Annotated in this window: 33 protein-coding genes; 18 read left to right on the top strand and 15 right to left on the bottom strand. The window is 60.3% G+C overall.

What is annotated here, in order from left to right; translation table 11 throughout:
* Nucleotides 1–61: 61 nt before the first annotated feature.
* From speD to JNJ45_08330, 4 genes are all read right to left on the bottom strand, one after another.
* On the bottom strand, nt 62–628 hold the full coding sequence (gene speD, locus JNJ45_08345) for an adenosylmethionine decarboxylase (GenBank protein ID MBL8048677.1): 567 nt from the start codon (nt 626–628) through the stop codon (nt 62–64).
* 367 nt (nt 629–995) lie between these two features.
* Nucleotides 996–2,132, bottom strand: coding sequence for a (Fe-S)-binding protein (locus JNJ45_08340; protein MBL8048676.1), 1,137 nt, complete (start codon nt 2,130–2,132; stop codon nt 996–998).
* Entirely contained in the window at nt 2,129–2,956 is an 828-nt protein-coding gene (locus tag JNJ45_08335; protein ID MBL8048675.1) for an FAD-binding oxidoreductase, read from the bottom strand. Before JNJ45_08335 ends, JNJ45_08340 begins: the two co-directional genes overlap by 4 nt.
* Nucleotides 2,914–4,332: an FAD-binding protein gene (locus tag JNJ45_08330; GenBank protein MBL8048674.1), complete on the bottom strand. Its 1,419-nt coding sequence runs from the start codon at nt 4,330–4,332 to the stop codon at nt 2,914–2,916. The genes JNJ45_08335 and JNJ45_08330 overlap by 43 nt, the downstream gene beginning before the upstream one ends.
* Nucleotides 4,333–4,360: 28 nt before the next feature.
* Between JNJ45_08330 and JNJ45_08325 the strand changes: the two genes are divergently transcribed.
* Both JNJ45_08325 and JNJ45_08320 read left to right on the top strand, forming a co-directional pair.
* On the top strand, nt 4,361–4,966 hold the full coding sequence (locus JNJ45_08325) for a dTMP kinase (GenBank protein ID MBL8048673.1): 606 nt from the start codon (nt 4,361–4,363) through the stop codon (nt 4,964–4,966).
* A complete protein-coding gene (locus tag JNJ45_08320) occupies nt 4,963–5,628 on the top strand; it encodes a VTT domain-containing protein (protein MBL8048672.1) in 666 nt (221 codons plus the stop codon). Before JNJ45_08325 ends, JNJ45_08320 begins: the two co-directional genes overlap by 4 nt.
* Here JNJ45_08320 and JNJ45_08315 read toward each other — a convergent pair.
* Complete coding sequence (locus tag JNJ45_08315; GenBank protein MBL8048671.1) at nt 5,625–6,107, bottom strand: SRPBCC family protein; 483 nt, start codon at nt 6,105–6,107, stop codon at nt 5,625–5,627. The genes JNJ45_08320 and JNJ45_08315 overlap by 4 nt on opposite strands.
* Nucleotides 6,108–6,116: 9 nt before the next feature.
* Here JNJ45_08315 and JNJ45_08310 point away from each other — a divergent pair, with 9 nt between their 5' ends.
* Entirely contained in the window at nt 6,117–6,749 is a 633-nt protein-coding gene (locus JNJ45_08310; protein MBL8048670.1) for a phosphatidate cytidylyltransferase, read from the top strand.
* Here the strand turns inward: JNJ45_08310 and JNJ45_08305 are convergent.
* Complete coding sequence (locus tag JNJ45_08305) at nt 6,738–7,646, bottom strand: hypothetical protein (protein ID MBL8048669.1); 909 nt, start codon at nt 7,644–7,646, stop codon at nt 6,738–6,740. The genes JNJ45_08310 and JNJ45_08305 overlap by 12 nt on opposite strands.
* Nucleotides 7,647–7,708: 62 nt before the next feature.
* Here JNJ45_08305 and cdd point away from each other — a divergent pair, with 62 nt between their 5' ends.
* From cdd to JNJ45_08265, 8 genes are all read left to right on the top strand, one after another.
* A complete protein-coding gene (gene cdd, locus JNJ45_08300; GenBank protein ID MBL8048668.1) occupies nt 7,709–8,101 on the top strand; it encodes a cytidine deaminase in 393 nt (130 codons plus the stop codon).
* A 5-nt stretch (nt 8,102–8,106) separates the two neighbouring features.
* Nucleotides 8,107–8,577 (top strand): hypothetical protein, encoded by a 471-nt coding sequence (locus JNJ45_08295; GenBank protein ID MBL8048667.1) that lies wholly within the window; start codon nt 8,107–8,109, stop codon nt 8,575–8,577.
* Between the two features lie 55 nt (nt 8,578–8,632).
* On the top strand, nt 8,633–9,865 hold the full coding sequence (locus JNJ45_08290; protein ID MBL8048666.1) for a hypothetical protein: 1,233 nt from the start codon (nt 8,633–8,635) through the stop codon (nt 9,863–9,865).
* Between the two features lie 130 nt (nt 9,866–9,995).
* Nucleotides 9,996–10,292 (top strand): TfoX/Sxy family protein, encoded by a 297-nt coding sequence (locus JNJ45_08285; GenBank protein MBL8048665.1) that lies wholly within the window; start codon nt 9,996–9,998, stop codon nt 10,290–10,292.
* Between the two features lie 73 nt (nt 10,293–10,365).
* Nucleotides 10,366–11,328: a 6-phosphofructokinase gene (gene pfkA, locus JNJ45_08280; protein ID MBL8048664.1), complete on the top strand. Its 963-nt coding sequence runs from the start codon at nt 10,366–10,368 to the stop codon at nt 11,326–11,328.
* Between the two features lie 35 nt (nt 11,329–11,363).
* On the top strand, nt 11,364–12,053 hold the full coding sequence (gene msrA, locus JNJ45_08275) for a peptide-methionine (S)-S-oxide reductase MsrA (GenBank protein ID MBL8048663.1): 690 nt from the start codon (nt 11,364–11,366) through the stop codon (nt 12,051–12,053).
* A 71-nt stretch (nt 12,054–12,124) separates the two neighbouring features.
* Nucleotides 12,125–12,976, top strand: a complete 852-nt coding sequence (gene motA, locus JNJ45_08270) for a flagellar motor stator protein MotA (protein MBL8048662.1) — start codon at nt 12,125–12,127, stop codon at nt 12,974–12,976.
* 4 nt (nt 12,977–12,980) lie between these two features.
* A complete protein-coding gene (locus JNJ45_08265) occupies nt 12,981–13,904 on the top strand; it encodes an OmpA family protein (GenBank protein MBL8048661.1) in 924 nt (307 codons plus the stop codon).
* A gap of 73 nt (nt 13,905–13,977) precedes the next feature.
* Here JNJ45_08265 and JNJ45_08260 read toward each other — a convergent pair whose 3' ends face one another.
* Nucleotides 13,978–14,343, bottom strand: a complete 366-nt coding sequence (locus tag JNJ45_08260; GenBank protein ID MBL8048660.1) for a helix-turn-helix domain-containing protein — start codon at nt 14,341–14,343, stop codon at nt 13,978–13,980.
* Between the two features lie 164 nt (nt 14,344–14,507).
* Between JNJ45_08260 and JNJ45_08255 the strand changes: the two genes are divergently transcribed.
* Complete coding sequence (locus JNJ45_08255; protein MBL8048659.1) at nt 14,508–15,104, top strand: hypothetical protein; 597 nt, start codon at nt 14,508–14,510, stop codon at nt 15,102–15,104.
* On the opposite strand, the gene JNJ45_08250 is transcribed toward JNJ45_08255, so the two are convergent.
* Nucleotides 15,101–15,562 (bottom strand): SRPBCC family protein, encoded by a 462-nt coding sequence (locus JNJ45_08250; protein MBL8048658.1) that lies wholly within the window; start codon nt 15,560–15,562, stop codon nt 15,101–15,103. The genes JNJ45_08255 and JNJ45_08250 overlap by 4 nt on opposite strands.
* A gap of 94 nt (nt 15,563–15,656) precedes the next feature.
* On the opposite strand from JNJ45_08250, the gene JNJ45_08245 reads away from it, so the two are divergent.
* Both JNJ45_08245 and lpdA read left to right on the top strand, forming a co-directional pair.
* Nucleotides 15,657–16,250, top strand: coding sequence for a nitroreductase family protein (locus JNJ45_08245; protein ID MBL8048657.1), 594 nt, complete (start codon nt 15,657–15,659; stop codon nt 16,248–16,250).
* Nucleotides 16,251–16,349: 99 nt separating this feature from the next.
* The gene (gene lpdA, locus JNJ45_08240; protein ID MBL8048656.1) at nt 16,350–17,882 is read left to right on the top strand and encodes a dihydrolipoyl dehydrogenase; all 1,533 of its coding nucleotides are present in this window, start codon (nt 16,350–16,352) and stop codon (nt 17,880–17,882) included.
* A 63-nt stretch (nt 17,883–17,945) separates the two neighbouring features.
* Here lpdA and JNJ45_08235 read toward each other — a convergent pair whose 3' ends face one another.
* The 6 genes from JNJ45_08235 to mtnA are packed head-to-tail and all read right to left on the bottom strand — an operon-like array spanning nt 17,946 to nt 22,451.
* Nucleotides 17,946–18,179 (bottom strand): hypothetical protein, encoded by a 234-nt coding sequence (locus JNJ45_08235; protein MBL8048655.1) that lies wholly within the window; start codon nt 18,177–18,179, stop codon nt 17,946–17,948.
* Nucleotides 18,180–19,091: a prepilin-type N-terminal cleavage/methylation domain-containing protein gene (locus JNJ45_08230; GenBank protein ID MBL8048654.1), complete on the bottom strand. Its 912-nt coding sequence runs from the start codon at nt 19,089–19,091 to the stop codon at nt 18,180–18,182.
* Nucleotides 19,092–19,127: 36 nt separating this feature from the next.
* On the bottom strand, nt 19,128–20,042 hold the full coding sequence (locus JNJ45_08225; GenBank protein MBL8048653.1) for a methionyl-tRNA formyltransferase: 915 nt from the start codon (nt 20,040–20,042) through the stop codon (nt 19,128–19,130).
* Entirely contained in the window at nt 20,039–20,569 is a 531-nt protein-coding gene (gene def / locus JNJ45_08220; protein MBL8048652.1) for a peptide deformylase, read from the bottom strand. The genes JNJ45_08225 and def overlap by 4 nt, the downstream gene beginning before the upstream one ends.
* Nucleotides 20,570–20,578: 9 nt before the next feature.
* Nucleotides 20,579–21,373: a peptide chain release factor N(5)-glutamine methyltransferase gene (gene prmC, locus JNJ45_08215; protein ID MBL8048651.1), complete on the bottom strand. Its 795-nt coding sequence runs from the start codon at nt 21,371–21,373 to the stop codon at nt 20,579–20,581.
* Nucleotides 21,360–22,451, bottom strand: coding sequence for an S-methyl-5-thioribose-1-phosphate isomerase (mtnA, locus tag JNJ45_08210; protein ID MBL8048650.1), 1,092 nt, complete (start codon nt 22,449–22,451; stop codon nt 21,360–21,362). The genes prmC and mtnA overlap by 14 nt, the downstream gene beginning before the upstream one ends.
* Here mtnA and JNJ45_08205 point away from each other — a divergent pair.
* The 4 genes from JNJ45_08205 to JNJ45_08190 all read left to right on the top strand — a co-directional run bounded on the left by JNJ45_08205 (nt 22,377) and on the right by JNJ45_08190 (nt 25,487).
* Nucleotides 22,377–22,730, top strand: coding sequence for a hypothetical protein (locus tag JNJ45_08205; protein ID MBL8048649.1), 354 nt, complete (start codon nt 22,377–22,379; stop codon nt 22,728–22,730). The two genes, mtnA and JNJ45_08205, sit on opposite strands and share 75 nt — an antisense overlap.
* A gap of 6 nt (nt 22,731–22,736) precedes the next feature.
* Nucleotides 22,737–23,357, top strand: a complete 621-nt coding sequence (locus tag JNJ45_08200) for a hypothetical protein (GenBank protein MBL8048648.1) — start codon at nt 22,737–22,739, stop codon at nt 23,355–23,357.
* A 189-nt stretch (nt 23,358–23,546) separates the two neighbouring features.
* Nucleotides 23,547–24,287: a methyltransferase domain-containing protein gene (locus tag JNJ45_08195; GenBank protein ID MBL8048647.1), complete on the top strand. Its 741-nt coding sequence runs from the start codon at nt 23,547–23,549 to the stop codon at nt 24,285–24,287.
* A gap of 3 nt (nt 24,288–24,290) precedes the next feature.
* Nucleotides 24,291–25,487: an HAD-IIIA family hydrolase gene (locus JNJ45_08190; protein ID MBL8048646.1), complete on the top strand. Its 1,197-nt coding sequence runs from the start codon at nt 24,291–24,293 to the stop codon at nt 25,485–25,487.
* On the opposite strand, the gene mscL is transcribed toward JNJ45_08190, so the two are convergent.
* Nucleotides 25,484–25,840, bottom strand: a complete 357-nt coding sequence (gene mscL, locus JNJ45_08185) for a large conductance mechanosensitive channel protein MscL (protein MBL8048645.1) — start codon at nt 25,838–25,840, stop codon at nt 25,484–25,486. The two genes, JNJ45_08190 and mscL, sit on opposite strands and share 4 nt — an antisense overlap.
* Nucleotides 25,841–25,848: the final 8 nt, after the last annotated feature.

Genomic DNA, 25,848 nt, shown 5'->3' with positions numbered 1-25,848 from the left:
TAAAATTCGAAAGGCCCTGGGAATTTACTCCCAAGGCCATTCTATTCAAGTTCGATGCCGATTAGCCGCGCTCTTGAACTTCGTCTTGCATTCCGCGTCGCACGACGAGGAACTTCATTCGACCGGGCTTAAACCGCTTCTCCAAAAGTTCCACCGCGTTGTGCACGCTGATCGTCCCTCCGCAGTAGAACAGGTCCACGGCGGCGTAACCGAATTCCGGCCACGTATGAATGGTGTAGTGCGACTCTTGAATGACGACCGCACCCGAAACACCCCACGGTTTGAACTCGTGGAACGAGTCGGCGACGATGGTCGCTTCCGACGCGCGGGCGGCGGTGAGCATCGCATCGGCGACGCCGCTTTCGAATTTGATCGATTCCGGTTCGCAATCGAACATTTCGATGAGCAGATGGCTGCCGAGCGAGGGGAGTTCGCCTTCCTTAAACGGGAGGCCCTTTTCGTCGTGGCCGAGCCACTTGACAAAGGATTCGGTGTCTTCGCACTGAATGAGTTGCCAACCTTCCGGGGTCCGGATCGGCGTTGGGGCCGATGCGACCATGGGGGTGGGCTTATTGAACAGCGCTTTGAACCGGTCGCGGAGCGAACGGCGCGTTGCCACTGCAGTCATGGGTGCAATGGCACCAGCGACGATCGAGCTAGCTATAAGAATGGTTAATTCCAATCAAGTTTCCCTCACGAATTTCGTTACTGCCGGACGCCGAGACTGACCTCGACGGAGAAACCCGACCAGTGTTGTCGATGTTGAGAATCAAGCGGCTGTTGGAGGCTGTGGCCGCCCCAGCGACACTGGATTCCAAACCAAATGGTTTGCAATTTTCATGCCGTTGCGAGTGGACGTTCAATCCCAGTTCCAACACTTGATTCCCGGCCTAAGGCCACCCATTAAGACGCGTGTCTCGCCGGACGGTTCCTAAGCAGGGGAATTGTACCCATACGAATGAGGCTTGCGAAACGATTCGTCAAAATTTTTCATGTTAAGGGAGGCCGCTGAACGAAGATTCCAGCAATTCAGCGGTATGGAGGACGCGAATCGGCGTATTCGACTCCTCCACCAATTGGTCAATCCAGGCTTGGCAGCCGGGGTTGCCCATGGCCACGATGTCGCATCTTATTTTACCGATCTCGGCGAGTTTCTTTTCGCCGAGTTGACCTGCCATCCGCGGTTGCAGGACGTTGTAAACGCCTGCACTCCCGCAACAATGGTCAGCGTTGGGTAGCTCGATGAGTGTTGCCTGGGGAATTGCGCCGAGCAGCTCGCGCGGGGCCGTCCGCACGCCTTGACCGTGGGCCAGGTGACACGCGTCGTGATAGGTGATGTTTTTCTTGAGGCCCGGGCTCGCTTTGAGAAGGTCGAGCAGGCCCTCGGTTAGTAGGAACTCGGAGATGTCTACCACTAGCTTAGTTTCGGCCATGCCGCGCAAGTGTGCTCCGCACCCGGCCGAGTTCATCACGAGCTTGGGGTGGTGGTGAAGGATTTGCTCGGCCATGCTTTCGCCTTTTGCGGCTTGGCCCTGGTGCGCGTGGAGCGCGCCGCAACAGCCGCTCACCCAATTGACTCGGTAGCCGACCCGGTTGAGCAGACGCTCGGTGGCCTGGTGGACTCGCGGGAAGAGCACATCCATCGCGCAGCCGCGCAACACGGCGACCTCGCCCTTGATGGTGGTGGGCTCGATGGGAGCTTGCCAACTATTTGGTTGAGAACGTGGTGGCCGCACGACGGGCGGTTGCGGGCTGAAGAGTTTGGGGATGCGCTTCGGCCGCCATACGCGACCGGCGAGTAGCTGGGCGCGCAAGAACCAGCCGTTGCTCACCATGCCGAGCAACGCGCGACGGGCGAGCGGTTGGGTTTGGCGACTCCGCGCGAGTTCGAGAATCGCGCCGTACTCCACGCCGCTTGGGCAAGCGGTTTCGCAGGCGCGACACCCCAAACACGAGTCGAGCGCGGGCGCGATCTCGTCGAAGCTCAAGCGCCCTTCGTCGGCGCTGCGCGCCAGGTAGATACGGCCGCGCGGCGATTGGGTTTCATCGCCGGTTTCGCGGAAGGTCGGACACGCCTCCAAGCAGAATCCGCAACGGATGCACTTGGTCGTGAGTTCGTCGAGCTCTTTCATAGGCCGAGCGCCCCCGGATTCAGGCGATTTTCTGGATCCCAGATGTCGCGGGCTCGTCGCCAATAGTGGGCTTGCGACGGGTCCTCGAATGCAAAATTCGCCTTGCCGCACCCGGCTCGAAGCAGGAAGTCACCTTGGTAGCGGGTGATCTCGGCCAGCGCGTCGGCTTCGGCGTAGATCGTGTGGGTGGGCTCATGCAAAAAGCCATGCAAGCCTGCGCAAGCGCTTGCGCAATCGGCGGCCCGGACCCTGTGAATGAGGTTTGGGCTCAGGTTTTGCTCTGGGGGGTCGGCCAACGGATACAGGCGCAGGTTGATTTCGGCGACCACCGCCAGCGTCCCGCGCGCGCCGACGAACAGCTGGTGCCCGTCGTAGCCCGCCACGCTCTTGACCACGCGTGAACCAAACTTGCCGATGCGGCCGGTACCTGTGACCAACGTCGCGCCCAGACTCCACTCGCGCCAACTGCGGTAGGTGCGCTCGCCGAGGTGGGGCAGGTTGAAGCCCAATAGTGCAGCCAGGGGCTCGTCGCGCAGAGCGTCTTCGACGGGCCAATAGGGCAAGCAGAGGCGGTGGCTCCGGAGCTCGTCGTTGAGTTGTCGCAAGGACATGCCGGTGCCGACCGTGACCACCAAATCGGCGGCGGAAAGCTCAATGATGTCGCGGCCTAGCGGCATCGGCTCGGCGGTTTGCTGCAAGACCAGCGCCTCACTCGGCAACGACCACCGTGCCAGCTGCGCAAAGCCGCTTGGGCCGGCCAAAACGCGGTCGCGGATTGCGGTTACCACGCGGAGCCTCGCCACCGCGATCGGTGCTCGGAGCAACCCTTGCCCAAGGGCAGCACCTTGCACGGGTTGCTATTGCTCGATCCGCAAAAAATCGCCTGTATGTCGCGCTGCAAAGCCAGGTCGTCATCGGAAAACTGCAACCCCAGCAGGTCGCTTTTCTCGAATCCGATGCCGTGCTCGCCGGTGAGGCTGCCGCCGAGTTCCACGCATTTGCGCAGGATAATCTCGCCCGCCTCCACCACCGCCCGCACCTGCTCGGGGTCGCGGTCGTCGAAGTAGAAGCACGGGTGCAGGTTGCCGTCGCCGGCGTGGAAGATGTTCGCCACGCCGATCCCGCGTTCCTCGGCGACCTGGTACACCAGCTCCAGCATCTCGGGCAGGCGGCTGCGCGGAATCACGCCGTCGTGAGTGACGATGCTCGGCGCGAGACGCCCCATGGCGCCCACGCCTTTCTTGCGGGCGGTCCACAATTTCTTGCGTTCATCCTCGTTGGTGGCCATCTCAACGGCGATCGCTTCGAACCTAGACGCGAGTTGCGCAACCGCTTGCATAGTGCTTTGCACGGCTTGCGCATCGTCGCCATCAAATTCGACCAGTAGCAGGGCTTCGGTGCCGGCGGGATAGCTCAATCCAAAGGCCTCGCGCAACGCGAAAAGGATGTTGCGATCCATCATTTCCAGCGCGGCAGGCACCACGCCATCGGCAATCACCGCGCTGATAAAGTCAGTCGCCTGGCGAACGCTGGCAAATGAAATCAGCCCCGTTTGCACGTACGGAGCCGAAGGCTCAAGGTTGCACCACGCTTCGGTCACGACGCCGACAGTACCTTCGCTGCCAATCACCGCTTGCGCAAAGTCCGGCCAAGGCGGATTGCGATGGGGCGCGAATTCGTGCACGTCGCCGTGATCATCCACCAGAGTCAGACCCAGAATGTGAGCTGCGGTCACGCCGTACTTTAGCGTGTGGGGGCCGCCGGAATTCTCGCCGATGTTGCCGCCCAACGTGGCGACGCTCTGGCTACTGGGGTCGGGCGCAAAGTGCAAACCCGCCTGCGCAACCGCTTGCGTAATGGCGACATTCACCACCCCAGCACCCGCGCGCAACATCCGCTCGCCAACTTCTATCTCGGAAATCTTATTTAACCTTTTGGTGGAAATCACCAATCCGCCGAGGGCGGGCGTTGCGCCGCCGCTTAAGCCGGTGCCCGCGCCACGAGTCGTAAACGGAACACCATGCCGGGCGCAGATGCGAATGAGTTCCACCACTTGGTCAGTTGAGGACGGCAGCACCACCAACGTCGGCTGACTCCGATCGACGGTGTAGGCATCGGCGTCGTAGGCGCGCTCGGCGATGGGCCCGGCCAGAACCGCGTCACCGCCAAGCAACTGAGCCACCTCCTGCTGCCAAGTCATAGGCTTATTCTAGCTATAATCGCGAGGAGTGTTCATCACGTTTGAAGGCCCCGAGGGCGGCGGCAAATCCACACAAATTCAGCGACTCGCCAGCGAGCTGCGCGCACGCGGTCGCGAGGTGCTGGTGACCCGCGAGCCAGGTGGGAGCGCGATCGGACCCACCGTTCGGCAGTTACTTCTCGATTCGGAATCCGTGAATCCGCTCACCGAGTTGTTTCTGTTTTTGGCCGATCGCGCGGCGCATGTGAGCGACGTGATCCGCCCCGCCCTACAAAGCGGCATGGTGGTGCTCTGCGATCGGTACGCCGACTCGACGGTGGTGTATCAGGGCTATGCGCGGGGCGGCGATGTTGAGTGGCTGCGTGAGCTGAACGCGCGGGCCACCAAGGGCTTACAGCCGCACCTCACACTCCTGCTCGATCTCGACCCCGTGGTTGGCTCGGCGCGGCAACAAAGCCAAGACCGTTTGGATCGCGAGCCGCTGGAGTTTCATCAGCGTGTCCGAGCGGGATTCTTGGCCGAGGCGGCGCGCGCGCCCGAGCGATACCGCGTGATTGACGCCGCACAACACATAGATGAGGTCGCGCGCCTCATTCTCGCCGAAGTCGACGCAGCGGGTACCTTAGCATCGTGAAGGCTTTCCTCGACTTCATTCTTCACCTGGACGAAAAGGTCTTCGCCATCATTCGCGACTTCGGTGCGCAAGCCTATCTCATCTTTTTCCTGATCATCTTCGCCGAAACCGGCTTGGTGATCATGCCGTTTTTGCCCGGCGACTCGTTGCTGTTTGCGCTCGGGATGTTCGCCAACCCCACCAAGCACGCCCTGAACATCTGGATTCTCATCCCGCTGTTGGTGGCGGCGGCGTTCATCGGCGACAACCTCAACTACCAAATCGGGCGGCGCATGGGCGCGCGCATCATCGCGCGCGGCGGCACCAAGTTTTTCAAACTGGAACACATCGAAAAAACCCAGGAGTTCTTCGCCAAGCACGGCGGTTGGACCTTGGTGCTCGCGCGGTGGGTGCCGATCGTGCGCACGTTCGCGCCGTTCGTGGCGGGCATGGGCAACATGCCGTTCCAAACGTTCTTGCGGTTTAGCTTCTTCGGCGGCCTCTTCTGGGTGGCGAGTTGCGTTTTGGCGGGCTACTTCTTTGGGCAGATTCCTTGGGTGCAAGACAACTTCGAAATCGCGATGCTCATCGTGCTCTTCGCCAGCCTGATCCCGATTATCATCAAGATCCGGTCGGCCAAGAAAGCCAGCGCGAAGCGCAAAGCCGAACAAGAAGCAAGCTAGAGCCCGAGCGCCTGGCGAATCGCAGCCTCTCGGTGACCAAAAATCCCCTGCACCTTCTTGCGCACGAACAACGCGTGAGCGATTTCGCCGAGCGGGCCGAAGGGTAGCTCGTACTCCACGCGGTCGTTCATGATGACGCCGCCTTCGACCTCGCGGAACTTGTGCTCGTGCCACCACCTCTTGTAGGGGCCCTTGAGCTGGTTGTCCACAAAGCGCACGCCCGGCTCCCAGACTTCGATCTCGGTCTTCCAGGTCATGGGGATGCCGTTGAGCTTGAGCCGGTAGTCAATCAGCGCGCCTTGGCGCATTTCAATAGGGCACGGCGTGAGGATGCTGAACTGCAGATCCTTCGGCGTGATCGTCTCCAGGTTCTCCGCGTTGGAGAAGAATTCGAAGACGGTTTCAAGCGGAAGGGGGAGGAACGTCTCGCACTCCAGAACGTGTGTTTTGCCCACGTTGGCTTCTACGAGGTCTGCCATAGTGATTGCATGAAAACGCGACTTCTCACGGCGGCCGTGGGAATTCCGATCGTGCTGGCGTGCGTGTTGAGCACCAGCATGTGGCCATGGGTTGCGCTGCTGGCCGTGGTCGGGTGCCTTGCCTTGCCGGAGGGGCTTAAGCTGTTCCCCGGCGCGCAAGCGCTGCTTTTGGTTCCGTATGTAGTGGGGCCGCTCGCCGCGATGGCGCATCTTCAGCAACTGGGCCACGGCCAAAACCCGGCTTGGTCGTGGAACCTGGCGCTGCTGGTTTTGTTGCCGCTATGGGCGGGTGACTCGGCGGGTTACTTTGTGGGCCGCGCAATCGGCAAGCACAAGCTCGCGCCGGTGATCAGCCCGAAGAAAACGTGGGAGGGCGCGATCGCCAATTTTTTGGCGTGCGTGGGGGTTTGTGCGTGGCTCGGAACGAGCTACGGCGTGGCGACGCCAGTTTGGGTTTGCGCGGCCTTTGCTACGGGCATTTTTGGGCAGGCCGGCGACCTCTTCGAAAGTTGGCTCAAGCGCAAGCGCGACCTCAAAGATAGCGGCTCCTTGTTGCCGGGTCACGGCGGCATTTTGGATCGCATTGATTCGATCCTGTTCGCGGCACCCCTCGTGTGGCTTGCGGCGAGGCTATTTGTTTAAGCCGGTTAGTTTCTGATACCAGTTGGTCAAAACGATCATCGGCTTGCGGAACCTTAGCAGCGCGTCCGGCGGGCCGCCCTTCGAACGGCGATCGAGCGCCAGAAGGCGATTCACCTCGCGCCAGTACTTGAGGTCCCAGCGGGCGTGGGCAGTGTGATAAATCAGCGGCTTGATCAGCTTCGGATCGCCGAGCCCTTTGATGAACGAGCATTCGCCTTTGAGCACGTCGAGATGGACGCTCCCCTGAAGCGAGTAAGGCGTCATCGCGAAGTCCAGGTCGTGCCGAAATCCGGTGCCGATGCCGGTGTCCATCATGGCAAAGCTAATGCAGATGTCGTCGCCGATCTGCCCCTGGTTACGCACCAGCCCAAAGCCGTCGAACTGGTCGCGAAACTCCAGCGTGCGCTTGAACAGTTCGCGGGTGCGGTCGGAGCGCTCGTAATACATGAAGCCGGCGTTGAACGTGGGGATGCGGGGGAAGCCGAGTTGCTTCACCACGCGCATACAGTCGCCGTACCAATCGAAGTCGGGGTTATCTTCGGGCGTTTTCCAGTGGCAACTCACCGCGAAAGCGTGACCCTCGAAGCAGTCGAAAATGCCATCAAGCTTTTGAATCGCGAGACTATCGCCATCCACGAAAATGAGTCGCTTGTACTTTTCGGGGAAGGCGTCAAGCGCGGCTAACTTGATAAACCAGTGCTCGTAGCCCGGCACCGGCTTGCTCACCACGTCGAAGTAGCTGTGCAGCTCGGGGTCGTCGCTATCGGTAATGAGGCCGCGCGGGATGTTGCATTGCTGCAGGTCCAGCGAAATCGCTAGCGCCTTGGCCATGGTTTGGTACTTTTTGGGTCCCGTGGCAAAGGTCCATATCAGGCGATCATCGTCGGGATTTCGCATAGGCGGGCTGTGAGGCGAGTATATCTCAAGCAACCTTCGGGCCAATCCCGTAATATGGGAGCGTGAATGAACTGGCGCGGCTGGCGCAATCGGTGCAAGCTCACGCCTACGCTCCGTACAGCGGCTATCGGGTGGGTGCGGCCCTGCGTAGCGCCTCGGGACAGGTGTTTACCGGCGCGAATTTTGAAAACCTTTCGTTTGGTGCGACCATTTGCGCCGAGCGAAATGCCGTGGGCGCGATGATCACTTCCGGCGAAACCAAGATCGCCGAGCTGGTTGTGGCGACGGAAGACGCCGGGCCGCCTTGCGGGCTGTGCTTGCAAGTGCTCAGCGAGTTTGCGACCTCCGATCTGCCCATCACGTTGGTGAACGGAGACGGGAAAGAAAGTCAGCACACGCTCGCGGAATTCTTGCCGAATGCATTCGCGAGTTCACGCGTCAAACGTGTAGAGTAACGAGGATGAAGTTTGCGGGCCTTTGGGCGTTTTTTGCGATGATCGTGATCATCGCCGGTTGTGGCGGAGGCGGCGGCTCCAGCGTCACCGGCGGCGGTTCGAGTGGCCTTACGGGCAACGCGGAGGTCACCGGCCAAGTGGTCATTGATGGCACGGCGAGCGGCATCCCCGGCGTGCGAGTTCTGTTCTTCGATAGCGTCGGCATTCTGCAGGCGCAAGGCACCACCGACGCCAACGGCGCGTATCGCGTGGTGGTGAGCCCCTCGGCGACGGCCTTCTTTGTGGACGGATCCACCGTCAACAGCTCGATCTACTATCGAAGCTTTTACATTGGCAGCCTCACCTACCAATACAGCTTGCCCGCCTGCAAGCCTGCGCTCCCCGCGCTGACCGCCGGGGTAAGTTCCGGCAATGCCCGCGTGGACTTGCCGCTGCGGAGCGATCCGCCGCCTCCCCCGCCCAACGGCTGCAACTAGCCTAAGGACCTAGATTTCGCAACCTTGCGACAGGCCTTGCTGTAAACTGTCGCGGATGAGCGCAAATACTCCCGAACTGGAAAGCGGGACGCCTTCGGATTCGCAACTGCAGAATCTGGAAGCGCTGATCAATCGCGTGCGCTCGCTCGGTCAGGAGATCGACGACGAGACGGTGACCGCGCTCAGCGAGGCCACGGGAGCTTCGCCGGAATATGTGCGGATCGCGATTCTGCGCGGCACTGGCACGGCGGCCGAGCGCAAGCGGACGACGATCCGCGATCTCTATTTTTCGTTCGACCCGATCCTGCGCAAGGTGGTCATCGCCTCGTCGGTGGCTTCCATCGGCGGGCTCGCGTTCGTCTTGCGGACCATCGGTCGCGACCCGAGCGGTCTGTGGGGGTTCTTCCTTGTGGCCAGCGTCGCGTTGGGCCTCTACACTACCGGCACTTCGGTCACGCGCAAGCTCGCCGTCATCTCCGGCGCGACTTTCGGCACGGCGCTTTTTTTCGCGGCGGCCGTGTTCAAGGCGATCCTCGGCTTCTTCATTTCGACGGGAGGCCCGATTGAGGCATTTGCCTTTATCTTTGGCCCGTTCGCGGGGGCCGGCATCGGCGCGTTCCTTTACGAGTTTGTCGCCAAGAATTCCAAGAAGCTGGGCATCGCGAAAAGCACTGACGAGCGACAAGCGTTGCTCGCCCAGATGCTGGAGTTGCAGGCGCAGCTCAAGAGTCACGAGCAGGAGATTTCGTTCTTGAGCCTGGATATGGTGGGCTCCACCGACATGAAACTCGGCGTGGATCCGCTCACGGTCGAGTTTGTGTTTACGGAGTATCACAATTACGTGGCGCAGATTGTGGGTCGTCATGGCGGGCGGGTTCACAGCACGGCCGGCGACGGCGTGACGTGCGCCTTCGATAATCCGGGCAACGCCTTTGCGGCGGCGCGCCAGATTCAGGCGGGCCTGTTCGAGCTCAACTTCCACCGCAACAAGCTGAGTAAGCCGATTCGGTTGCGCGCCGGCATCCACCACGGGCATGTGAACTCGATGGATGGCTCGATTGAGAACATCAACTTTTCGAGCGTGATTGACTTTGCCGCGCACCTGCAAAAGGCGTGCCCGATCGGCGGCATTGCCATCAGCACGGAAGCCGCTCGGCTGGTGCCTGACCCCGCTGCTTACTCGGATGAAGTCATCACGGTTGACAATCTGGAGGCACGCATCTTCCGCCCCGTAAGCCAGGTTGATCCGAGCAATCTTCTCGACACTAACCCGACCGAAACGCGGTAATGCGTTAGGGCGTTAAGTTCAATGCCGGCCACTTTTCGAGTATAATTGTCAGAATAATTTTCGGCAATTGTGCTTTGTCGCCGAAGTTGGAGAGACCATGGTTTATCGGCCCGTACGCTACGAACAAATCATGAAGGCGGCGGAAGACTACGATGTCCGAGCCCGCCGGATGTTCAACGGCATGGGCATCTACACCGGCGAGCGCATGTTTGCGTTCCTCGTCGGCGAAGACATTGGCCTGAAACTGAGCCCCACCGACTTTGCCCAAGCCATGGAAATGCCCGGCGCGGAGCCTCTTCGCACCGACCCCGCCGCCGAACCCATGAAGGAATATGTGCGGCTGCCCAAGGATGTTCTGGACAACTACAAGGTATTCACCGATTGGGTGGGCCGAAGCGCGCACTACGTGCAAAACAAGTCCCTTTAACTCCCAACCTCCGGTATTCTAGGAGCTTAATCCGTCACCTGCAACGTCGCTGGAGAGGGAACGATCGCTCTTTATGAAACGAATCGGAATCATCACCAGTGGCGGCGACGCTCCCGGCATGAACGCGGCGGTCCGCGGTGCGGTCCGGGCGGCGATTGCTCGGCAAGCGGACGTAGTCGGCTTTCTGCACGGCTACGAAGGCATCCTCAACAACGAGATCATTGATCTGGATTCGATCACGGTCGGCGGCATCATCACCCAAGGCGGCACGATTCTGCGCACGGCGCGGAGCATGGAGTTTCGCCAGAAAGCGGGTCGCGACAAAGCCGTCGAGAACCTGAAAACGCACGGCATTGAGGGGCTCATTGTCGTCGGGGGTGACGGGTCGCTTACCGGCGCGCGCTGCTTGCATGAGGAATACGACTTCCCGGTGATGGGCATTCCCGGCTCGATTGACAACGACATCTCGGGTACGGACTATTCGATTGGTTTTGACACCGCGATCAACACTGCGCTCGGCGCGATTGACCGCGTTCGCGATACGGCGTACTCGCACGAGCGGATTTTCGTGATCGAAGTGATGGGCCGGCACAACGGCTTTATCGCCTTGGAAGTCGGTCTCTCCGGCGGCGCTGAAGCAGTCATCATCCCCGAAGTCCCGTATAGCCTCACGGACATTTGCGAGAGCATGAAGGCGCAACGAGAGCGTGGCAAAAAGAGCTCGATTATTGTGGTCGCCGAGGGCGCGGCGCGCGCCATGGACGTGCGCGACTTTATCGCGAAACACACGGGTCTGGAGGCCCGTTACCTGGTTCTGGGGCACATGCAGCGCGGTGGCTCGCCGACGTCCTTTGATCGCGTGTTGGCGCTGCGACTCGGCGCCTTTGCCGCCAACCGTCTGCTCAGCGGGTTCCGGGGCGAAATGGTGGGCGTAGACGGCAACAAGCTGGTCTCCCATCCGTTGGGCTACGTGCTGAGCACGCCGCGCACGGTGGACCCCGAAAAACTGTTGCTCGTCGATACGATGGCGCAATAGCAACACCGCAGGGGAAACTTGAGTAGAACCGAAAGATGAAGCGTTTATCCCTCGGTTTCCTTCCCATCGCGCTGCTCGTGAGCGCGAGCTGTGCCATGGCGGTGCCCGAGGTGGCCGCTCAGACCAAGGCGGCGAAGCCCGCCAAAGCAAAAGGAAAAATGCAAGAACTTGTTATTGGTGGCGGTTGTTTTTGGTGCCTTGAGCCCCTCTTTGAAGACCTGATCGGCGTCGAGGATGTCGAAGTCGCGTACGCCGGGGGCGAATCCACCAAGGTTACGTACCGCGATGTTTGCTCCGGCACGACGGGTCACGCCGAAGCGCTGAAGATTAAGTTCGACCCGGCCGTGATTACGGCTCGCGAGCTGCTGACGATGTTTATGGTGTTGCACGACCCCACGACCAAGGATCGCCAAGGCGGCGATGTCGGCCCGCAGTACCGGTCGGTCGTGTTCTACTCGGACGATGCCACGCGCGACCTTGCCAGAAGCGTGTTTGAGGACATTACGGCCAAGAAGATTTGGAAGAACCCAATCGTGACCACGCTCGAGCCGCTGAAGAACTACGTCCGCGCCGAGGAGTATCACCAGGACTATTACGAAAAGTTCGCCAAGGCGAGTGACGCCGAACGCGCCACGATGAACGCGGGTTACTGCTCGGCGATTGTCGAGCCCAAGGTGGTGAAGTTCCGCAAAGAGTACGCGGCAAAGCTCAAGAAGAAAGGCTAACCCTTCGTTGCATGCTTACTTGCATGTGAAAATACGGGGCTGAACATGGAATCTCCTCTCTGGAGATCACCATGTTCGTTTTTATCGGGATATTTATTTGTATGGGGGCCGTTATCGGCGGCTACATCATGCACGGCGGGAACATCGGGATCCTCATTCAGATCAACGAGTTCATCATCCTCGGCGGTTGCGCCATCGGTTCGCTGATTTCAGCCAACGGAATGGGTGGATTCACCGCGTCCATCAAGGGCGTGCTCGGGTTGCTTAAGCCCGACCCCGTGAGCAAGCAGGCGTATCTGGAAGTGCTGAAGATGATGTACGAACTGTTTAACGTGGCTCGTAAGGAAGGTCTGCTCGGGCTGGAAAAGCACATCGAGACCCCGGCCGAGTCGGACATTATCAGCAAGTACCCCTCGTTCTTGGGCAATCACCACGCCAGCGACTTTTTCTGCGACACGATGAAGGTGATTCTGACCGGCGCCGTGAGTCCGCATGACTTGGCCGAGATGATGGAAGTGGACCTTGAGGTGGCGCACCACGAGGCGAAGGCGATCCCCGACTCGATTCAGACCGTGGGCGACGCAATGCCTGGTTTCGGGATCGTCGCCGCCGTTCTTGGCGTTATCATCACGATGGGCAAGATCGGGGGCGCGGCCTCCGAAATCGGCCACTCGGTTGCCGCCGCTCTGGTCGGTACGTTCCTTGGGATTCTCTTGGCCTACGGCGTGTTTGCGCCGATGGCGAAGTTTATGGAAAAGCGCGTCAACAGCGAGCACCAGTACATGCTGTGCCTTCGCTCGGCGCTGTTCAGTTTCGCACGCGGCGAATCGCCGATCACTTGCGTTGAGTTTGCTCGCCGCAACATTGATCCGGAAACTCGTCCGGGCTTCAGCGAACTCGAAGAATCGGTAAAGGCGGGCTAAGCACATGGCAAAAGAAGCGCCAATTATCATTAAGAAGAAGAAGGGTGGCCACGCTGGCCACCACGGCGGTTCGTGGAAGGTTGCCTATGCCGACTTCGTGACCGCTATGATGGCCTTCTTCATGGTTATGTGGATCATGGGCCTGAGCGACACCGACAAGGAGTCGATTCAGGGTTACTTTAATGACCCCATGGGCTTTGTGCAGAACAATCCGCGCATGAAGATTTCGGTGAACCCGGACATGGGTCCGATGGCGAAGCCGAAGTCGAAGGCGGTGAGGTACAGCGAAGAGACTCCTTCGGAGAAGACCGCGGCCGAACGCCTGATTCGCCAAGTGAAGTCGACCATCAACGCCTCAACCGATGCCGAGGTGCGCTCGCTGGGCGGACAACTGGATTACCAGATCACTGGCGAGGGCCTGCTGATGGAGTTCAGTGAGAAGTCAGGCGCGGTGTTTTTTGAAAGCGGTAGCGCGGTCGTGCGCCCTTCGGCGCGGACGCTGATTGCGCGGGTCGCGCCTCTGCTGGCCTCGACCAAGCGCAAGATGTCGGTGTACGGACACACCGATGCGAAGCCCTTCCCGGGCTCGGGATACGACAACTGGGACCTTTCGACTGATCGCGCGCAGGCGGTTCGTCGGGCGCTGACGGCCTCTGGCGTGCCGATTTCGCGGTTCCTGGAAGTGACGGGTCGCGCGGCTACGGACTTGAAAAAGAAGGACGATCCGTTCCACTTTAGCAACCGCCGCGTGAGCGTGCTGCTGCCGTGGTCCACGGGTCGCGATGCCGACGCTGACTTGCCGCAGGAGATTCTGGACGGGCAGACTGAGGCGGCATTTAAGACGCCGAAGAACTTCATCCCGCCGGTGCGGCTCCGCCCGGGTAAGGGCCATCCGCCGGCGAAGAAAAGCTACTGGTCAGGGCACTAAGGTGCCTTGACCAGGATCATGTTGTCGGCATTTTGCGGACGATCGTCGGCGAATCGCCGACGACACCGGATATCTAGCCGCTGGCTATGCGGTCGGACACAAACTGGGTGATCGCATCCGCTTCTTCATCGGACATCGAACCGTTCTTGGCCGCCAGCTGTAGGTCGCGAAGGGTGCTCAGTAACTTGCGGATGGACGGCCGGAAGAACGGCCGACTGTACAGCTCTTCTTCTTCGGCCTCAAATCCGCGCTGAGCTTTCAGAACCATCAGGCGATCCTCGGGCGAGAGGTGATACAGGGCCTCCAAGGCTTGCATTCGGGCTCTTTGAGGAGTTTGACTCACGCCTTTCAACCAGTTTGAAATCGTTTGCGGCGGGACGTCCAGAATGCGTGCGAGTTGGGCTTGAGACCCGAACACCTCCACCAATTCACCGACCATAACACTAAGCGTATTTTTCATGGGATATCTCAGGGAACGTAACTTGCGGTACTTAGTTCTTGCGTTCCGTAAATTATGGGATAAAAATGGGAGAAAAGTACCACCACCCCACCATTTTCGACAAAATTAGGCGAAATTGCGGGGCGGTGCTAGACTGGTGAACTATGTCAAGTGACCTCGGACTTTTGCTGAAGCTTGCCGCTTCCTCGGGTGAGATTCAAGAAACTCATTACGGCAAGGGCGCCGAGGACGCCGGCATCGTTCGAGCGGCATGGCGACGTTGCCTCACCGAGTTTCCCGGGGCACTGCGCAACTTCAGGGACGGGGACTCCGAAGAGAACAACGTATTCCTCATCCAAGCATTCAAGTATGTCCGCCTTGATCTCGGAAAGGCGGTGCTCCTGTTCTACAACGAGTTCGGGTCGGGTCTCGATCACAGCGACCCTGGCACGTTACTTCAGTCATTTCTCACGGAAGCCAGTCGCCAAACTGGCTTGTCATTTTGGGGTCTCGAACTGGGATTGCACCACGCGATTGGTCAAATGCAGCGCCGAGGAGTCCTCGACCCAGATTGCAAGGAGGACCAGGTCTTAGTTGAAACGACAAGCCTCGATCCGCACATCCCCATGGCACACTCGGTAATCGTGAAAGCGGTCAACCCACTGAGCGCGGACTGCTGCATCGAAGTTCGGGAACGCCAATGGTTGATTGATCCGCCAGCGAGCTACTTCAAGGTTGTCTCTTGGCTAGAGCCGAGCTAAAACGTCGACTCGACCTTTTCTTCTGAGCGCTTTTTCAGCGCGGCCAGCACCGAATCCATGTTCTTGATCACGAGCGAGTGCACCACGCGGCGCACGAGCGGACCCAGGGCGGGCACCTCGTACTCGTAATTCAAAATGCTGTCGAACTTCGTCACGCCGTCGCCCACCTCGGTGAACGTCCACGTCCCGTCCATCATGTCGTAGTCGCCTTCAAGCTGCCGAAACGCGCAGACGTGCGCGGCGTCATCCCACACATCTTCCTGCTTCCAGCGAACCTTCACATTGAACGCGCTGATCACGCCGATCCAGTCACTCACCACCCGCGGGCCGTCTTCTTCCACCACGGAGAGTGACTTCACGTCGGGCATAAAAAGCGGAAATGAGCGATTGTCCTTGGCGACGGCATACACCACATCGAGAGGGGCATGGACGATCACGCTGGTTTCCACCGTAGGCATACGCAAGTTTTACCAGGTACAACGCCGAACAGTTCAAATGCAACACGCGTAGAACGCACTAATTGCTTGCTCGCGCAAGTAAACTAGAGGAGTTATGACTGTTACTCAAGCTGCAGAAAGTCGCAAATCGGTCCGCAAGTACACGGACGAAGCCATCCCCCAGGCCAAGATTGAGGAAATCTTGCGGGTCGCCGGGCTCGCCCCGTCGCCGTGGAACCTCCAACCGTGGCGGGTCACCGTGGTCACCGACCCCGACCTCAAAGCCAAGGTCGCCGAAGCCGCCTACAACCAGCCGCAGGTCTCCGGCGCGCAAGCCGTTCTGGTCATCCACAGCGACATGAAGGACGTGCTCGATAAGGTCGAGGACACGGTTCATCCGGGCATGGGCGACCGCAAGGAAGCCGAGGCTGCGAACATGCGCAAGACCTTCGGCAACATGGGCGACGAAGCCTCCGAAACCTGGGGCAACGCGATCAGCTACATCTTCCTGGGCTTCCTCCTGCTCGCCATCGAGGAAGCGGGCTACGGCTCATCGCCGATGCTCGGCTTCGACCCGGCCAAGATGAAGGATGTCCTCGACTTGCCGGAGCATGTTCGCATGCCGGCCATCGTCGCCATTGGCAAAAAGGCCGAAGAAGGGTTCCCGCACCATCGCCATCCGCTGGATCGCTTCGTCGACTGGCGCTGATTTTCGCCTTCCCCCAAGCTAACCGAGCGAGCCGCACCGGCTCGCTCGGTCTCAATTTCAGAGGGCCAACCGCCTGCCTGGTACACTGAAAGTTCAAGCATGCCAGCTTCAAAAGCCCCGGCATCGCCCGCCATGTCCATCGGTCAGCGGCTGGGCGTAGAACATTTGGTGGCGGCCACAGGTGGCCTGCTCCAAGTTGAGGAACTCACACAACCCATGGCACAAGAGCAAATGGAAACAGATCTCGTCGTTATCGGCGCGGGCCCTGGTGGCTACGTCGCCGCCATCCGCGCAGCCCAGCTTGGCGCCAAGGTCATCTGCGTGGAAAAGGAGTACCTCGGCGGAACCTGTTTGAACTGGGGTTGTATCCCCAGTAAGGCGATGATCGCCAGTGCCGAACGCCTGCAACACGTCAAGCACGCCGGCGACCTCGGGGTCACGGTGAGCGGCGAGGCGACCATGGACTTTGCGAAGTTCATCGCCCGCAAGGAAAAGATCGTCACCACCCTGCGAGGCGGCGTCGGCATGCTGTTCAAAAAGAACGGGATCACCCACGTGGATGGCTTCGCCAAGTTCACAAGCCCGACCACGATTGAGGTCGAAAAGGATGGCGTCAAGAAGAGCATTAAGGCCAAGAACTTTGTGCTTGCCATGGGTTCGAGCGTGATCAAGCTCAACATCCCTGGCCTCGAAGGCGGCCGCGAAGAAGGCGTGTGGACCAGCGACGACGCGGTGACCGCGCCGTTCATTCCTAAGAGCATGCTCGTGCTGGGCGGCGGAGCCGTTGGCTGCGAGTTCAGCTACGTATTCAACGCGCTCGGCGCAGAGGTTCACCTCGTCGAAATGATGAGCACCCTGATTCCGATGATGGACGCCGACCTTGGCGTCGAGCTCGGCAAGGTCATGGGCCGCCAAGGCGTGAAGATTCATTCTGGTTCGGGCCTGGAGAAGGTCGAGAAGGTGAAGGACGGCTGGAAGTGCTTCGTCAAGAAGGGCGACAAGACTGAGGAAATCACGGTTCAAGTTGTGCTACTCGGCGTGGGTCGCAAGGCCAACACCGATGGCATGGGCCTGGAAGAAGTCGGCGTGAAGCTCCACAAGCGCGGCGTGCAGGTGAAGGACGACACCCTGGTGACAGACGTGCCCAACATCTACGCGATCGGCGACGTGACGGGCCGCATTCAGCTGGCTCACGTGGCGAGCGCCGAAGGCATCCGAGCGGTGACCAATATCGTCAAGGGCCAAACGCGCCCCATGGATTACAAGGTCGTTCCGAACTGCGTCTACACCGTGCCGGAAGTCTCGAGCGTTGGTCTCACTGAGGCTGAGGCGAAGGAAAAGGGCTACGACGTCGTGATCGGGAAGTTTGCCTTCCGCCCGCTGGGCAAGGCCATGGCGATGGCCGAGCAAGACGGGTTTGTCAAGGTTGTGGCCGACAAGAAGTACGGCGAGGTGCTTGGGGTTCACATGATCGGCGCGCACGTGACCGACATGATCGCCGCCGCCGCCACCGCGATTGCTCACGAAGCAACTCTGGAATCGATGGCGGACACCATCCACGCTCACCCGACCATGGCCGAAGCCATGCTCGAAGCGTGGGAAGATGCGATGGGCCACGCGATCCACAAGTAAGCCTTCACCAAGGCACAAAAAAGGGGCTTGGCCGTTTCGGCCAAGCCCCCTTTTTAGCTCAAGCTATCGCTGACCGGCGGCGTCCGGGCGGACGTCTTGCACGCCGGTGTTGGTGGCCTCGTTCGGCACGGCGGCAGGAGCCGCAGCGTTCGCGTCGGTTCCGGTCGGAGTGTTAGCCACCGGAGCTTGAGTTTCGGTCGGCGCGGCCGTGGCGGCCGGAGCTTCTTCCTTGCTACCGCAACCGACGGCGACGACGGCGAGGACCATCAGGGCCATGAACAGTTTAAGTGTCTTCATCTAGTTATTGAATTGGTTGTCGGGCATAAACGCGGCGACGTAGAGCGTGGAACCGGCATAGCGACCGCGGATAAAGTTGGAAGTGGCTTGGCCATTTTCCTCCAGGAACTGGATCGGCACCAGCGAGTTCGTCGAAGCCGGGAACGGAGCCTGGTTGCCCTTGGCGTACTTCACCGCCTTGGCCGAGGTGTCGCTAAACACATAAATGTTCGTGTTGTTGTAAGGCGTGTACGAGGGGCCGCCTTGCGCGACCGAGCTCATGGTAAACACGTCACCGCGAGTCCCAGCCGTGCCGTCGGGCATGCCAGCCGAATTGAATCGGCAAGGACCGACGACGGTGCAAAGCAGTCGCGGGTTGGCCATGGCCGCCCCGTTGCGAGCGAAGTTGCCTTGACCTAGCCAGATCATCGGGTTTTGGCTCGGTACCGCGCACTCCGAACTGGGGAGGTGCTGCAGCAGGCCGTTGTAGGTGAAATTCACCGGCTTCGGCTGCTTAAGCTTGGCGGCCAAACCGGCGTTCCACGTCGGATCGTTGATGTTGAAAACGCGCGCGGCGGGCGTGCTCATCACGTCGTAACTCTTGGTGTAAGTCGATATCGTGTTGTGCCAAACCAAGGCATATTCTTCTTGCGCGCCGGGCCAGTTGAACCAGCCCGCCGGACTCTGCGCCGTAAAGTCGTTCGGTCGCCAGCCTCCGGTAGTGAGGTTCGGCACCGTTCCCGTCGGGAACGTGTCGTCGTTGTCGTCCGCGTACATGATAATCGCGGTTCCGGTTTGCTTAATCTGCGAGAGACACTGTGTTTTCTTGGCCTGGATCTTGGCCTGGGTAAACACTGGGAACAGGATCGCCGCGAGAATGGCGATGATCGCAATGACCACCAAGAGTTCGATCAGAGTAAATGCCTTTTTCATAAGCGCACCGCTAGTATATTACGACACCGGCGTCATTCAAGTTGCCAGAAGTGGCGTACCGTTTTGAATGCGAAAACCTCGCAAAAACTCGGGCCCGCTAATGGCGCTACGACCGGGCACTTTGAGTTCTTCGATGCGCAATGCACCGCCATGAAAACCGACTACGAAGCCGTCTTCAGTGCTGATCGTTGCCGGGGTCACTTGGGCATGGCTGAGGCGCGCGCGCAACACCTTGAGATCGCCCCACTGACTGGGCAGCAACGCGCCGGGCGACGGAGTCACCGCGCGGAAACGACGATACTCCTCCTCCGCGGGTCGGGTCGGATCGAGAATGCTTTCACCCCGTTCGATCTTGGCCGCGTGAGTCGCGGCGGCGTGGTCTTGCTCCACACGGGGGTAGTCGCCAGCGGCGAGCCGGGGCAACCACGTGCTCAGCTGCGCGGCGGCGAGTTCGGAAAGCCGCGCCGCGAGTTCGCCGTACGTTTCGTCGGGGCCGATTGGCGTGCGCACAATGTCAATCATGTCGCCCGTGTCCATGCCCTTGGCCATCTGCATCAGGGTCACGCCAGTTTCCGCTTCGCCATCCATGATCGCGCGCTGAATCGGGGCCGCGCCGCGATACTGTGGCAAGATCGAGCCGTGCAGGTTCACGCTTCCGTGGCGAGCACCCTCCAGCAAGCTTTCCCGCAGAATCTGGCCATAAGCGGCGACCACAAACACGTCGCAATTCAGCGAGCGCATGTGCTCAATAAATTCCGGATCGCGAGCCTTTTCCGGGCGAAGCAAATCGATGCCGAGTTCCTGCGCGAGGGCCGAAACCGGCGACGGTGTCAGGCGCATGCCGCGCCCGCTCGGGCGGTCGGGTTGACTTACTACCGCAACCACGTGCTCGGCAATCGCCCGCAGCGGCGGAACGGCAAACTCAGCGGTCCCGAAGTAGGCGATTCTCACTCGTCAACCGGTCCGGGATGCTCCCAGTGAAGGGTCTCGGGGATCGCCTTGTCAATGAACAGCACGCCATTGAGGTGATCCACCTCGTGCTGAATCACACGCGCCGCGAGTCCATCAACTTCGTAGCCGACGGGTTTGCCCTTTTTGTCGTAGCCTTCCACCACCACGCGCGTTGATCGCACAACGTCGCCGTACAGGCCGGGGATGCTCAAGCAGCCCTCTTGCGCGATGTCGGTTTCCTCGCTCGATTCCATGATCTCGGGATTAATAATCACCAACGGCTTCATGTCGCCGGGCGCGATGGCGATGATGCGAAGCGCCTTGCCCATTTGCGGCGCGGCCAGCCCGATACCGTTCGCCAGTTTCATCGCGCTCACCATGGTTTCGGTGAACTCGATGACTTTTTTATCAATCTTTTCGATGGGGCGAGCGATCTCGCGCAGCACCGGGTCGGGGATTTTCCAGACCGGACGCTCCTTGTTTCGGACATACAAATACTGCATGTCATCGGGCACGACGATATCCATGCCCCTAGTTTACTGGCGGAACAGTTGCGCCCGTTCGATTCCGGCGAGGTCGCGGGTGCTGCTCACCAGTGACCACCCGTATTCGGCGAACACGGCGGGCACAGTTTCGGCCAGCAAGTAGCCGATCTCGACGAGCATCAGCGGGGTGTGGGCGCGACCCTCGTCAGCAAGACGGCGGTAGATCGCAAGGCCGCTTTCCTCGGCGAACAGCGCCTGGTCGGGTTCAAATTCGCGGACCTCACGCGGCAAGGTTTCGTCGCGGCCGATGTACGGCGGGTTGCTTACCACGAGGTCCCACGGCCCCGGCGTGTGCTGAAAAAGATCGGACATCTCCAGCGTGGCGCGAATCTTCAGTTGGTGAGCGTTGGCCCGGGCCATGGCCAATGCGTCGGCTGAAATGTCAACGCCGGTGACATCCCAACTCGGGCGCTCGGCGGCCAGCGTCAGCGCAATGCAGCCGCTGCCGGTGCCGACATCCAGCACCCGCGCACCCTCGGGCAGGCCCAACCCGAGCGCCACCTCGATGAGCGTCTCGGTGTCGGGGCGCGGAATGAGCACCGCCTCGTTCACCAAAAACGGGCGACCAAAGAACTCTTGCGAGCCGACAAGGTACGCGAGCGGCACGCCAAGCGCGCGTTCGGCGAGGAGCCCACTCAGGGTCTCCAAGTAGTCGGGCGGCACCGGGTGATCCAGCCGCGCCATCACCTGCGCGCGATCCCAATTCACCGCGAAGCAAAACAGAATCCGCGCGTCGGCCCGGTCAATCTGCTGCTCGGCGAGCGTCAGCCAATCACGAACTCGCATCGAAGGCGTAGGGCGGGCGGTAGATTCCGCGCTCTGAGATAATGGCGGCGATCAGCTCGCCGGGCGTCACGTCGAAGCCAGGATTCCAGGTGGGGCAGCCATCGGGCGCAATCTGCACGCCCTCGATATGCGTGATCTCCTCGCCGGATCGCTCCTCGATCGGGATGAGGTCGCCGCTGGCCAAGGTTGGGTCGAACGTGCTGCTCGGCGCGGCAATGTAGAAAGGAATGCCGTGGTGCTTGGCCAGTACGGCCAGGCTGTAGGTACCGATCTTGTTGGCGGTGTCGCCGTTGGCGGCGATGCGATCCGCCCCGGCGATGACGCAATCCACCTTCCCGGCGCGCATCAAGCTGGCGGCCGCACCATCCACGATGCTGCGAAACGGAATCTTCTCAACGGTGAGTTCATACGCAGTCAGGCGCAGCCCCTGTTGGCGGGGCCGTGTTTCGCAGCTATAGACAAAAATGCTCGGGTCGCGAGCGAAGGCGGTGCGAATAATCCCGAGCGCGGTGCCGTGTCCGCCGGTGGCGAGGCTGCCCGTGTTGCAGACGGTGAGAATCTGCGCGCCCGGCGGCAACAGGCTCGCCCCAAGCTCGCCCATCGCCATGTTCGCGGCGATGTCTTCTTGCTCAATGGCGATGGCTTCGGCGAGCAATCGCTCGGCGGGCTCGCCGTGAAGAGGCCGCATGCGGTCCAATGCCCAAAACAGGTTGACGGCGGTGGGACGAGTCGCCGCCAGTTGCGCGCTGGCGTGATCCATGTCCGCGCCGGACTGCTTGGCGAGCACCATGCCGTAGCCGGCGGCCACTCCGATGGCGGGAGCGCCACGCACCGCCATGGTGACGATTGCTTCGGCAACCCGCTCCCACCGGCTGAGCGCCAGCCACTCAGTTCGGGTGGGCAAAATGCGCTGATCCAGCATCATCAGGACGCCATTTTCCCAGCGCATCGGACGCAAACTCATGCCCAAAGGGTACCTGCGCAAGTACACTTGGGTTGCCCGATGACCATTTTGATTTTGGACGACAACCTGCTGTGGACCAGCCGCCTCACGCGATCGGCGCAGGCGCTCGGGCATTCGCCGACGGTCGCCAAAACGCTCCCCGCTGCGCGGTTTGACGTCGCGATTTTGAACCTAGGGCGTCCCGAGTTTTCGTCGCCTCAGGTGATTGGTGAACTAAGGGGCCGCGGGACGTACCTGATCGGCCACGCCGGCCACAAGGAAAAGGACCTGCTGAACGAGGGCACGGCGAACGGCGTTGATCAAGTTGTGAGCAACAGCTCGTTGACCTTTAAACTCGCGGACATCCTAGCAAAGATTCCGAGTGACTTTTCGCCGCCCGCTCGGCTAAACTAACTCTCCGTGAGTGCCGTTCACGTCGTGGCGATTGCGGGTCTTTCCTGTTCAGGAAAGTCAACCACCGCGCGCTTGTTGGCGGCGGAACTCGATGCGCCGCTGCTGTGCCTTGACGACTACTATTTGCCGCTGACCAATCTCAGCATGGACGAGCGCCACGCGTGCAACTTCGACGCCCCCGAAATGTTCGACATGCCCTTGTTGCGCGACCACCTGTGGGAACTCATCAACGACCGCGCGATTGATAAGCCCAAGTATGATTTTATCGAGTTCACCCGAGCTCCCGAAACCGAGAAAGTCCAGCCCAGCGAGTTCGTAGTGCTCGAAGGCCAGTACGCGATGTTTTGGCCGGAGATCAATCAGCTGACGCGCACACGCGCGTTCATTGATATCTCGCCGCTGGAGTGCCTGCGGCGGCGCATACTCCGCGACGGCCAACAGCGCGGTCGCGACGAGGAGGAGGTGCGCTGGCGGTTCCACCACCACGTGTTGCCGATGTTCGACAAGTTTATGCACCCCAGCCGCGAAAACGCCACGCTGCTTCTGGATGGCCCGCCGAACTCCGCACGCAACGCCGAGTTGGTGCTGGACGCGGTGCTCGCCCGCGCCGGCATCTCGCTGCATTAGCTGGCCTAGCACTTTTGCCAGAAGTGCAAGATCAGCCGCAGATTTCTATCCATTCTGGATCGATCAGCGTTACACTGATGATGAAAGGGGCGACGTCCGCCTGGAAATTCGGGGCGGTGACCTCTTGAAATTATCGTTGGACCCGGCGGGTAGGCCGGGTCTTTTGTTGTCCGCGGGTACCTTTACGGCATGAGTTCCCCGGTGCCGAGCAATTGGCGCGAATTTTTCGACCTGCAAGCGCCGACCTACGACCAAAACGACTTCACCAAGAACTCGCGCGTCGAGGTGCAGTTTCTGCTGGAACAGGCCCAAACCCCGGCCGGCGGACGCGTGCTGGACTTGGGCTGCGGAACCGGACGGCATGCCGCGATCTTCGCCGAACAAGGCTTTGCCGTGACCGGCGTGGATTTCAGCCCGGGCATGCTCGCCGAGGCGCGGCGAAAAGCACCCGACGCCACCTGGATCGAAGCCGATATTCGCCCGTGGCGAAGCGAAAAACCGTTCGACTTGGTGCTCTTGCTCTGCGAAAGTCCGCTGAACCTGACCGGGCACGACGAGGATCCGGTGGCCCACGCCATGGCCTGCCTGCGCAGCATGGCCGACAATTTGGCCCCAGGCGGCACCGCGATTTTCACCGCGCTGAACGCCTTTGCCCAGGTGCGCGCGATGCGCCAGGAGGACGTGGACGCGGGCGCTTTTGACCCGGTGACGATGCTGGCCGAGTATATGAACGACATGAACACGCCCGCCGGAATGCAGACGGTGTTCATCCGCGAGCGTCTCTTCTTCCCCAGCGAGCTCGTCGCCATGGCGTTTCATAGCGGGCTGAATGTCAGCGCAGTTTATGGCGGCACGGCCGGCGAGTGGGGCGAGCGCGCGCTTCGGCTGGACGAGATCGAGGCGCTCTACATCGCCAAAAAGAGGTCCTAAAGGATGCCCCCAGGTTCTGATTCGCGTAAGGATCGAGAGTTTGAAAGGCTCCAAGCGTTGTACAGCGAGGTGCGCACCGAGATTCGGCAGCGAATCACTCAGCGCGACCAATACAGTATCCAGTTGACGGTGGCGCTGGCTGCGATCATAGCCATTAGCGCCTCCGGCAAGCCAACCGAAACCCCGCATCTCTATCGCGCGCTCTTGGCCGCCCCACTACTTTCGATCTACTACTCAGTCCTGATCCAGTATTCGTATGCCATCCACCAGATTCTCGCGCGACTGTTGCGAGAAGAGATTGAGCCGGCACTCACGGAGATATCTCACCAACGGCCCGAATACGAGTTGGAGACCTTTTATCTGAATCACCGGGCTCCCGGAATTCGCAAGTGGTTTTTCCGAGTGACGATGCTCACAATCACCTTCGCCGTAGCGGCCGTAATGTGGGTTAACGAGGACATCTCAACTCCGTCCGGAAAGCTGATTCTCACTCTTTGCGGGCTCTATTTCATTCTGTGCGGGGGAGTCATCTATTGGTCAGATCACGAACCCAAGCGCGCCAGCCAGAAGGCCCGCTCGACAGTCCTTGACCTCATTGCGGCTGAACATCGTGACTACCCGTCTCGGGCGCCCATGGCAAAGTATCCCGGCGCCATCTTTTTGGATAGAGATGGAACGCTGAACGTGGATGGTGGCTTCACGCACAAGGTTGCCGATCTTCAACTTTTTCGCGATTCGGTTGACTTTTTGCGAGCGGTCAATGACTTGCCTTGCCACATCGTGATCCTCAGCAACCAGTCGGGAATCGCCAAGAACATCTATTCGCGAGAGCAAATGCGTGCTTTCAACGCCAAGCTGATCCAACGTATCACTTCCCTGGGCAGCCGTGTGGATGCCATCTACTTTAGTCCGCACCATGAGTACAAGGAGGCGACGAGCTTCCTCGCAAGGCTAATGAGCAAACCCGGCCCTGGTCTCCTTTGGCTGGCAATGGATGAATTGGGCCTCGATCCGGCCCAGTGCGTGTTCATTGGCGACAAGCTCTCCGATGTTGCCGCCGGGCAAGCCGCCGGAGTGTCCACCATCTGGGTGGACCGAAAGGGCGAGGGTGGGGGATCGAATCCTCCACCCCAAGTCGTCGCAAGCCTAGACCAGGCGATTGAAACAGTGCGAGCGATGTTTCCCCCGCCGGTTGGCTAGCGCTTCAGCGAATCGCGGATTTCGCGCAGCAGGACGATGTCTTCCGGCGTGGCGGCCGCTTCAGCCACGGCTGGCTTCTTGAGCTTGTTGAGCGCCTTTACAATCAGGAACACCACAAACGCGATGATCAGGAAGGCGATGAGCGCGTTGAGGAAGTTGCCCACCTTAACTCCGCTAACCTCCCATGCGCTGAAATCGGGCTGACCGCCCGCCTTGGCGATCAACGGCATGACGATATCCGCCACCAGCGACTCGACGATCTTGCCAAATGCACCGCCGATAATCACCCCGACCGCGAGATCCATCACGTTGCCCTTATTGATAAAGTCCTTAAACTCTTGAATCATTCCCATAATGCGTA

This window comes from Chthonomonas sp. (assembly GCA_016788425.1).
Lineage (GTDB): Bacteria > Armatimonadota > Fimbriimonadia > Fimbriimonadales > Fimbriimonadaceae > JAEURQ01.
Note: the sequence above shows the minus strand (reverse complement) of the source record. Positions and strands in the feature narration are given on the sequence as shown.

What these genes read in the sequence shown, in the direction of transcription:
- JNJ45_08265 (MBL8048661.1), top strand. Translation starts at nt 12,981, where the DNA reads ATGGCAAAAGAAGCGCCAATTATCATTAAGAAGAAGAAGGGTGGCCAC.
- JNJ45_08230 (MBL8048654.1), bottom strand. Translation starts at nt 19,091, where the DNA reads ATGAAAAAGGCATTTACTCTGATCGAACTCTTGGTGGTCATTGCGATC.
- JNJ45_08340 (MBL8048676.1), bottom strand. Translation starts at nt 2,132, where the DNA reads ATGAAAGAGCTCGACGAACTCACGACCAAGTGCATCCGTTGCGGATTC.
- prmC (MBL8048651.1), bottom strand. Translation starts at nt 21,373, where the DNA reads ATGCGAGTTCGTGATTGGCTGACGCTCGCCGAGCAGCAGATTGACCGG.
- JNJ45_08305 (MBL8048669.1), bottom strand. Translation starts at nt 7,646, where the DNA reads ATGCGAAATCCCGACGATGATCGCCTGATATGGACCTTTGCCACGGGA.
- pfkA (MBL8048664.1), top strand. Translation starts at nt 10,366, where the DNA reads ATGAAACGAATCGGAATCATCACCAGTGGCGGCGACGCTCCCGGCATG.
- JNJ45_08260 (MBL8048660.1), bottom strand. Translation starts at nt 14,343, where the DNA reads ATGGTCGGTGAATTGGTGGAGGTGTTCGGGTCTCAAGCCCAACTCGCA.
- JNJ45_08250 (MBL8048658.1), bottom strand. Translation starts at nt 15,562, where the DNA reads ATGCCTACGGTGGAAACCAGCGTGATCGTCCATGCCCCTCTCGATGTG.
- msrA (MBL8048663.1), top strand. Translation starts at nt 11,364, where the DNA reads ATGAAGCGTTTATCCCTCGGTTTCCTTCCCATCGCGCTGCTCGTGAGC.
- JNJ45_08330 (MBL8048674.1), bottom strand. Translation starts at nt 4,332, where the DNA reads ATGACTTGGCAGCAGGAGGTGGCTCAGTTGCTTGGCGGTGACGCGGTT.
- motA (MBL8048662.1), top strand. Translation starts at nt 12,125, where the DNA reads ATGTTCGTTTTTATCGGGATATTTATTTGTATGGGGGCCGTTATCGGC.
- JNJ45_08195 (MBL8048647.1), top strand. Translation starts at nt 23,547, where the DNA reads ATGAGTTCCCCGGTGCCGAGCAATTGGCGCGAATTTTTCGACCTGCAA.
- JNJ45_08205 (MBL8048649.1), top strand. Translation starts at nt 22,377, where the DNA reads ATGACCATTTTGATTTTGGACGACAACCTGCTGTGGACCAGCCGCCTC.
- JNJ45_08310 (MBL8048670.1), top strand. Translation starts at nt 6,117, where the DNA reads ATGAAAACGCGACTTCTCACGGCGGCCGTGGGAATTCCGATCGTGCTG.
- mtnA (MBL8048650.1), bottom strand. Translation starts at nt 22,451, where the DNA reads ATGCCCGAGCGCCTGCGCCGATCGCGTGAGGCGGCTGGTCCACAGCAG.
- speD (MBL8048677.1), bottom strand. Translation starts at nt 628, where the DNA reads ATGACTGCAGTGGCAACGCGCCGTTCGCTCCGCGACCGGTTCAAAGCG.
- mscL (MBL8048645.1), bottom strand. Translation starts at nt 25,840, where the DNA reads ATGGGAATGATTCAAGAGTTTAAGGACTTTATCAATAAGGGCAACGTG.
- JNJ45_08245 (MBL8048657.1), top strand. Translation starts at nt 15,657, where the DNA reads ATGACTGTTACTCAAGCTGCAGAAAGTCGCAAATCGGTCCGCAAGTAC.
- JNJ45_08295 (MBL8048667.1), top strand. Translation starts at nt 8,107, where the DNA reads ATGAAGTTTGCGGGCCTTTGGGCGTTTTTTGCGATGATCGTGATCATC.
- JNJ45_08285 (MBL8048665.1), top strand. Translation starts at nt 9,996, where the DNA reads ATGAAGGCGGCGGAAGACTACGATGTCCGAGCCCGCCGGATGTTCAAC.
- JNJ45_08290 (MBL8048666.1), top strand. Translation starts at nt 8,633, where the DNA reads ATGAGCGCAAATACTCCCGAACTGGAAAGCGGGACGCCTTCGGATTCG.
- JNJ45_08255 (MBL8048659.1), top strand. Translation starts at nt 14,508, where the DNA reads ATGTCAAGTGACCTCGGACTTTTGCTGAAGCTTGCCGCTTCCTCGGGT.
- JNJ45_08315 (MBL8048671.1), bottom strand. Translation starts at nt 6,107, where the DNA reads ATGGCAGACCTCGTAGAAGCCAACGTGGGCAAAACACACGTTCTGGAG.
- JNJ45_08235 (MBL8048655.1), bottom strand. Translation starts at nt 18,179, where the DNA reads ATGAAGACACTTAAACTGTTCATGGCCCTGATGGTCCTCGCCGTCGTC.
- JNJ45_08190 (MBL8048646.1), top strand. Translation starts at nt 24,291, where the DNA reads ATGCCCCCAGGTTCTGATTCGCGTAAGGATCGAGAGTTTGAAAGGCTC.
- def (MBL8048652.1), bottom strand. Translation starts at nt 20,569, where the DNA reads ATGGATATCGTCGTGCCCGATGACATGCAGTATTTGTATGTCCGAAAC.
- lpdA (MBL8048656.1), top strand. Translation starts at nt 16,350, where the DNA reads ATGCCAGCTTCAAAAGCCCCGGCATCGCCCGCCATGTCCATCGGTCAG.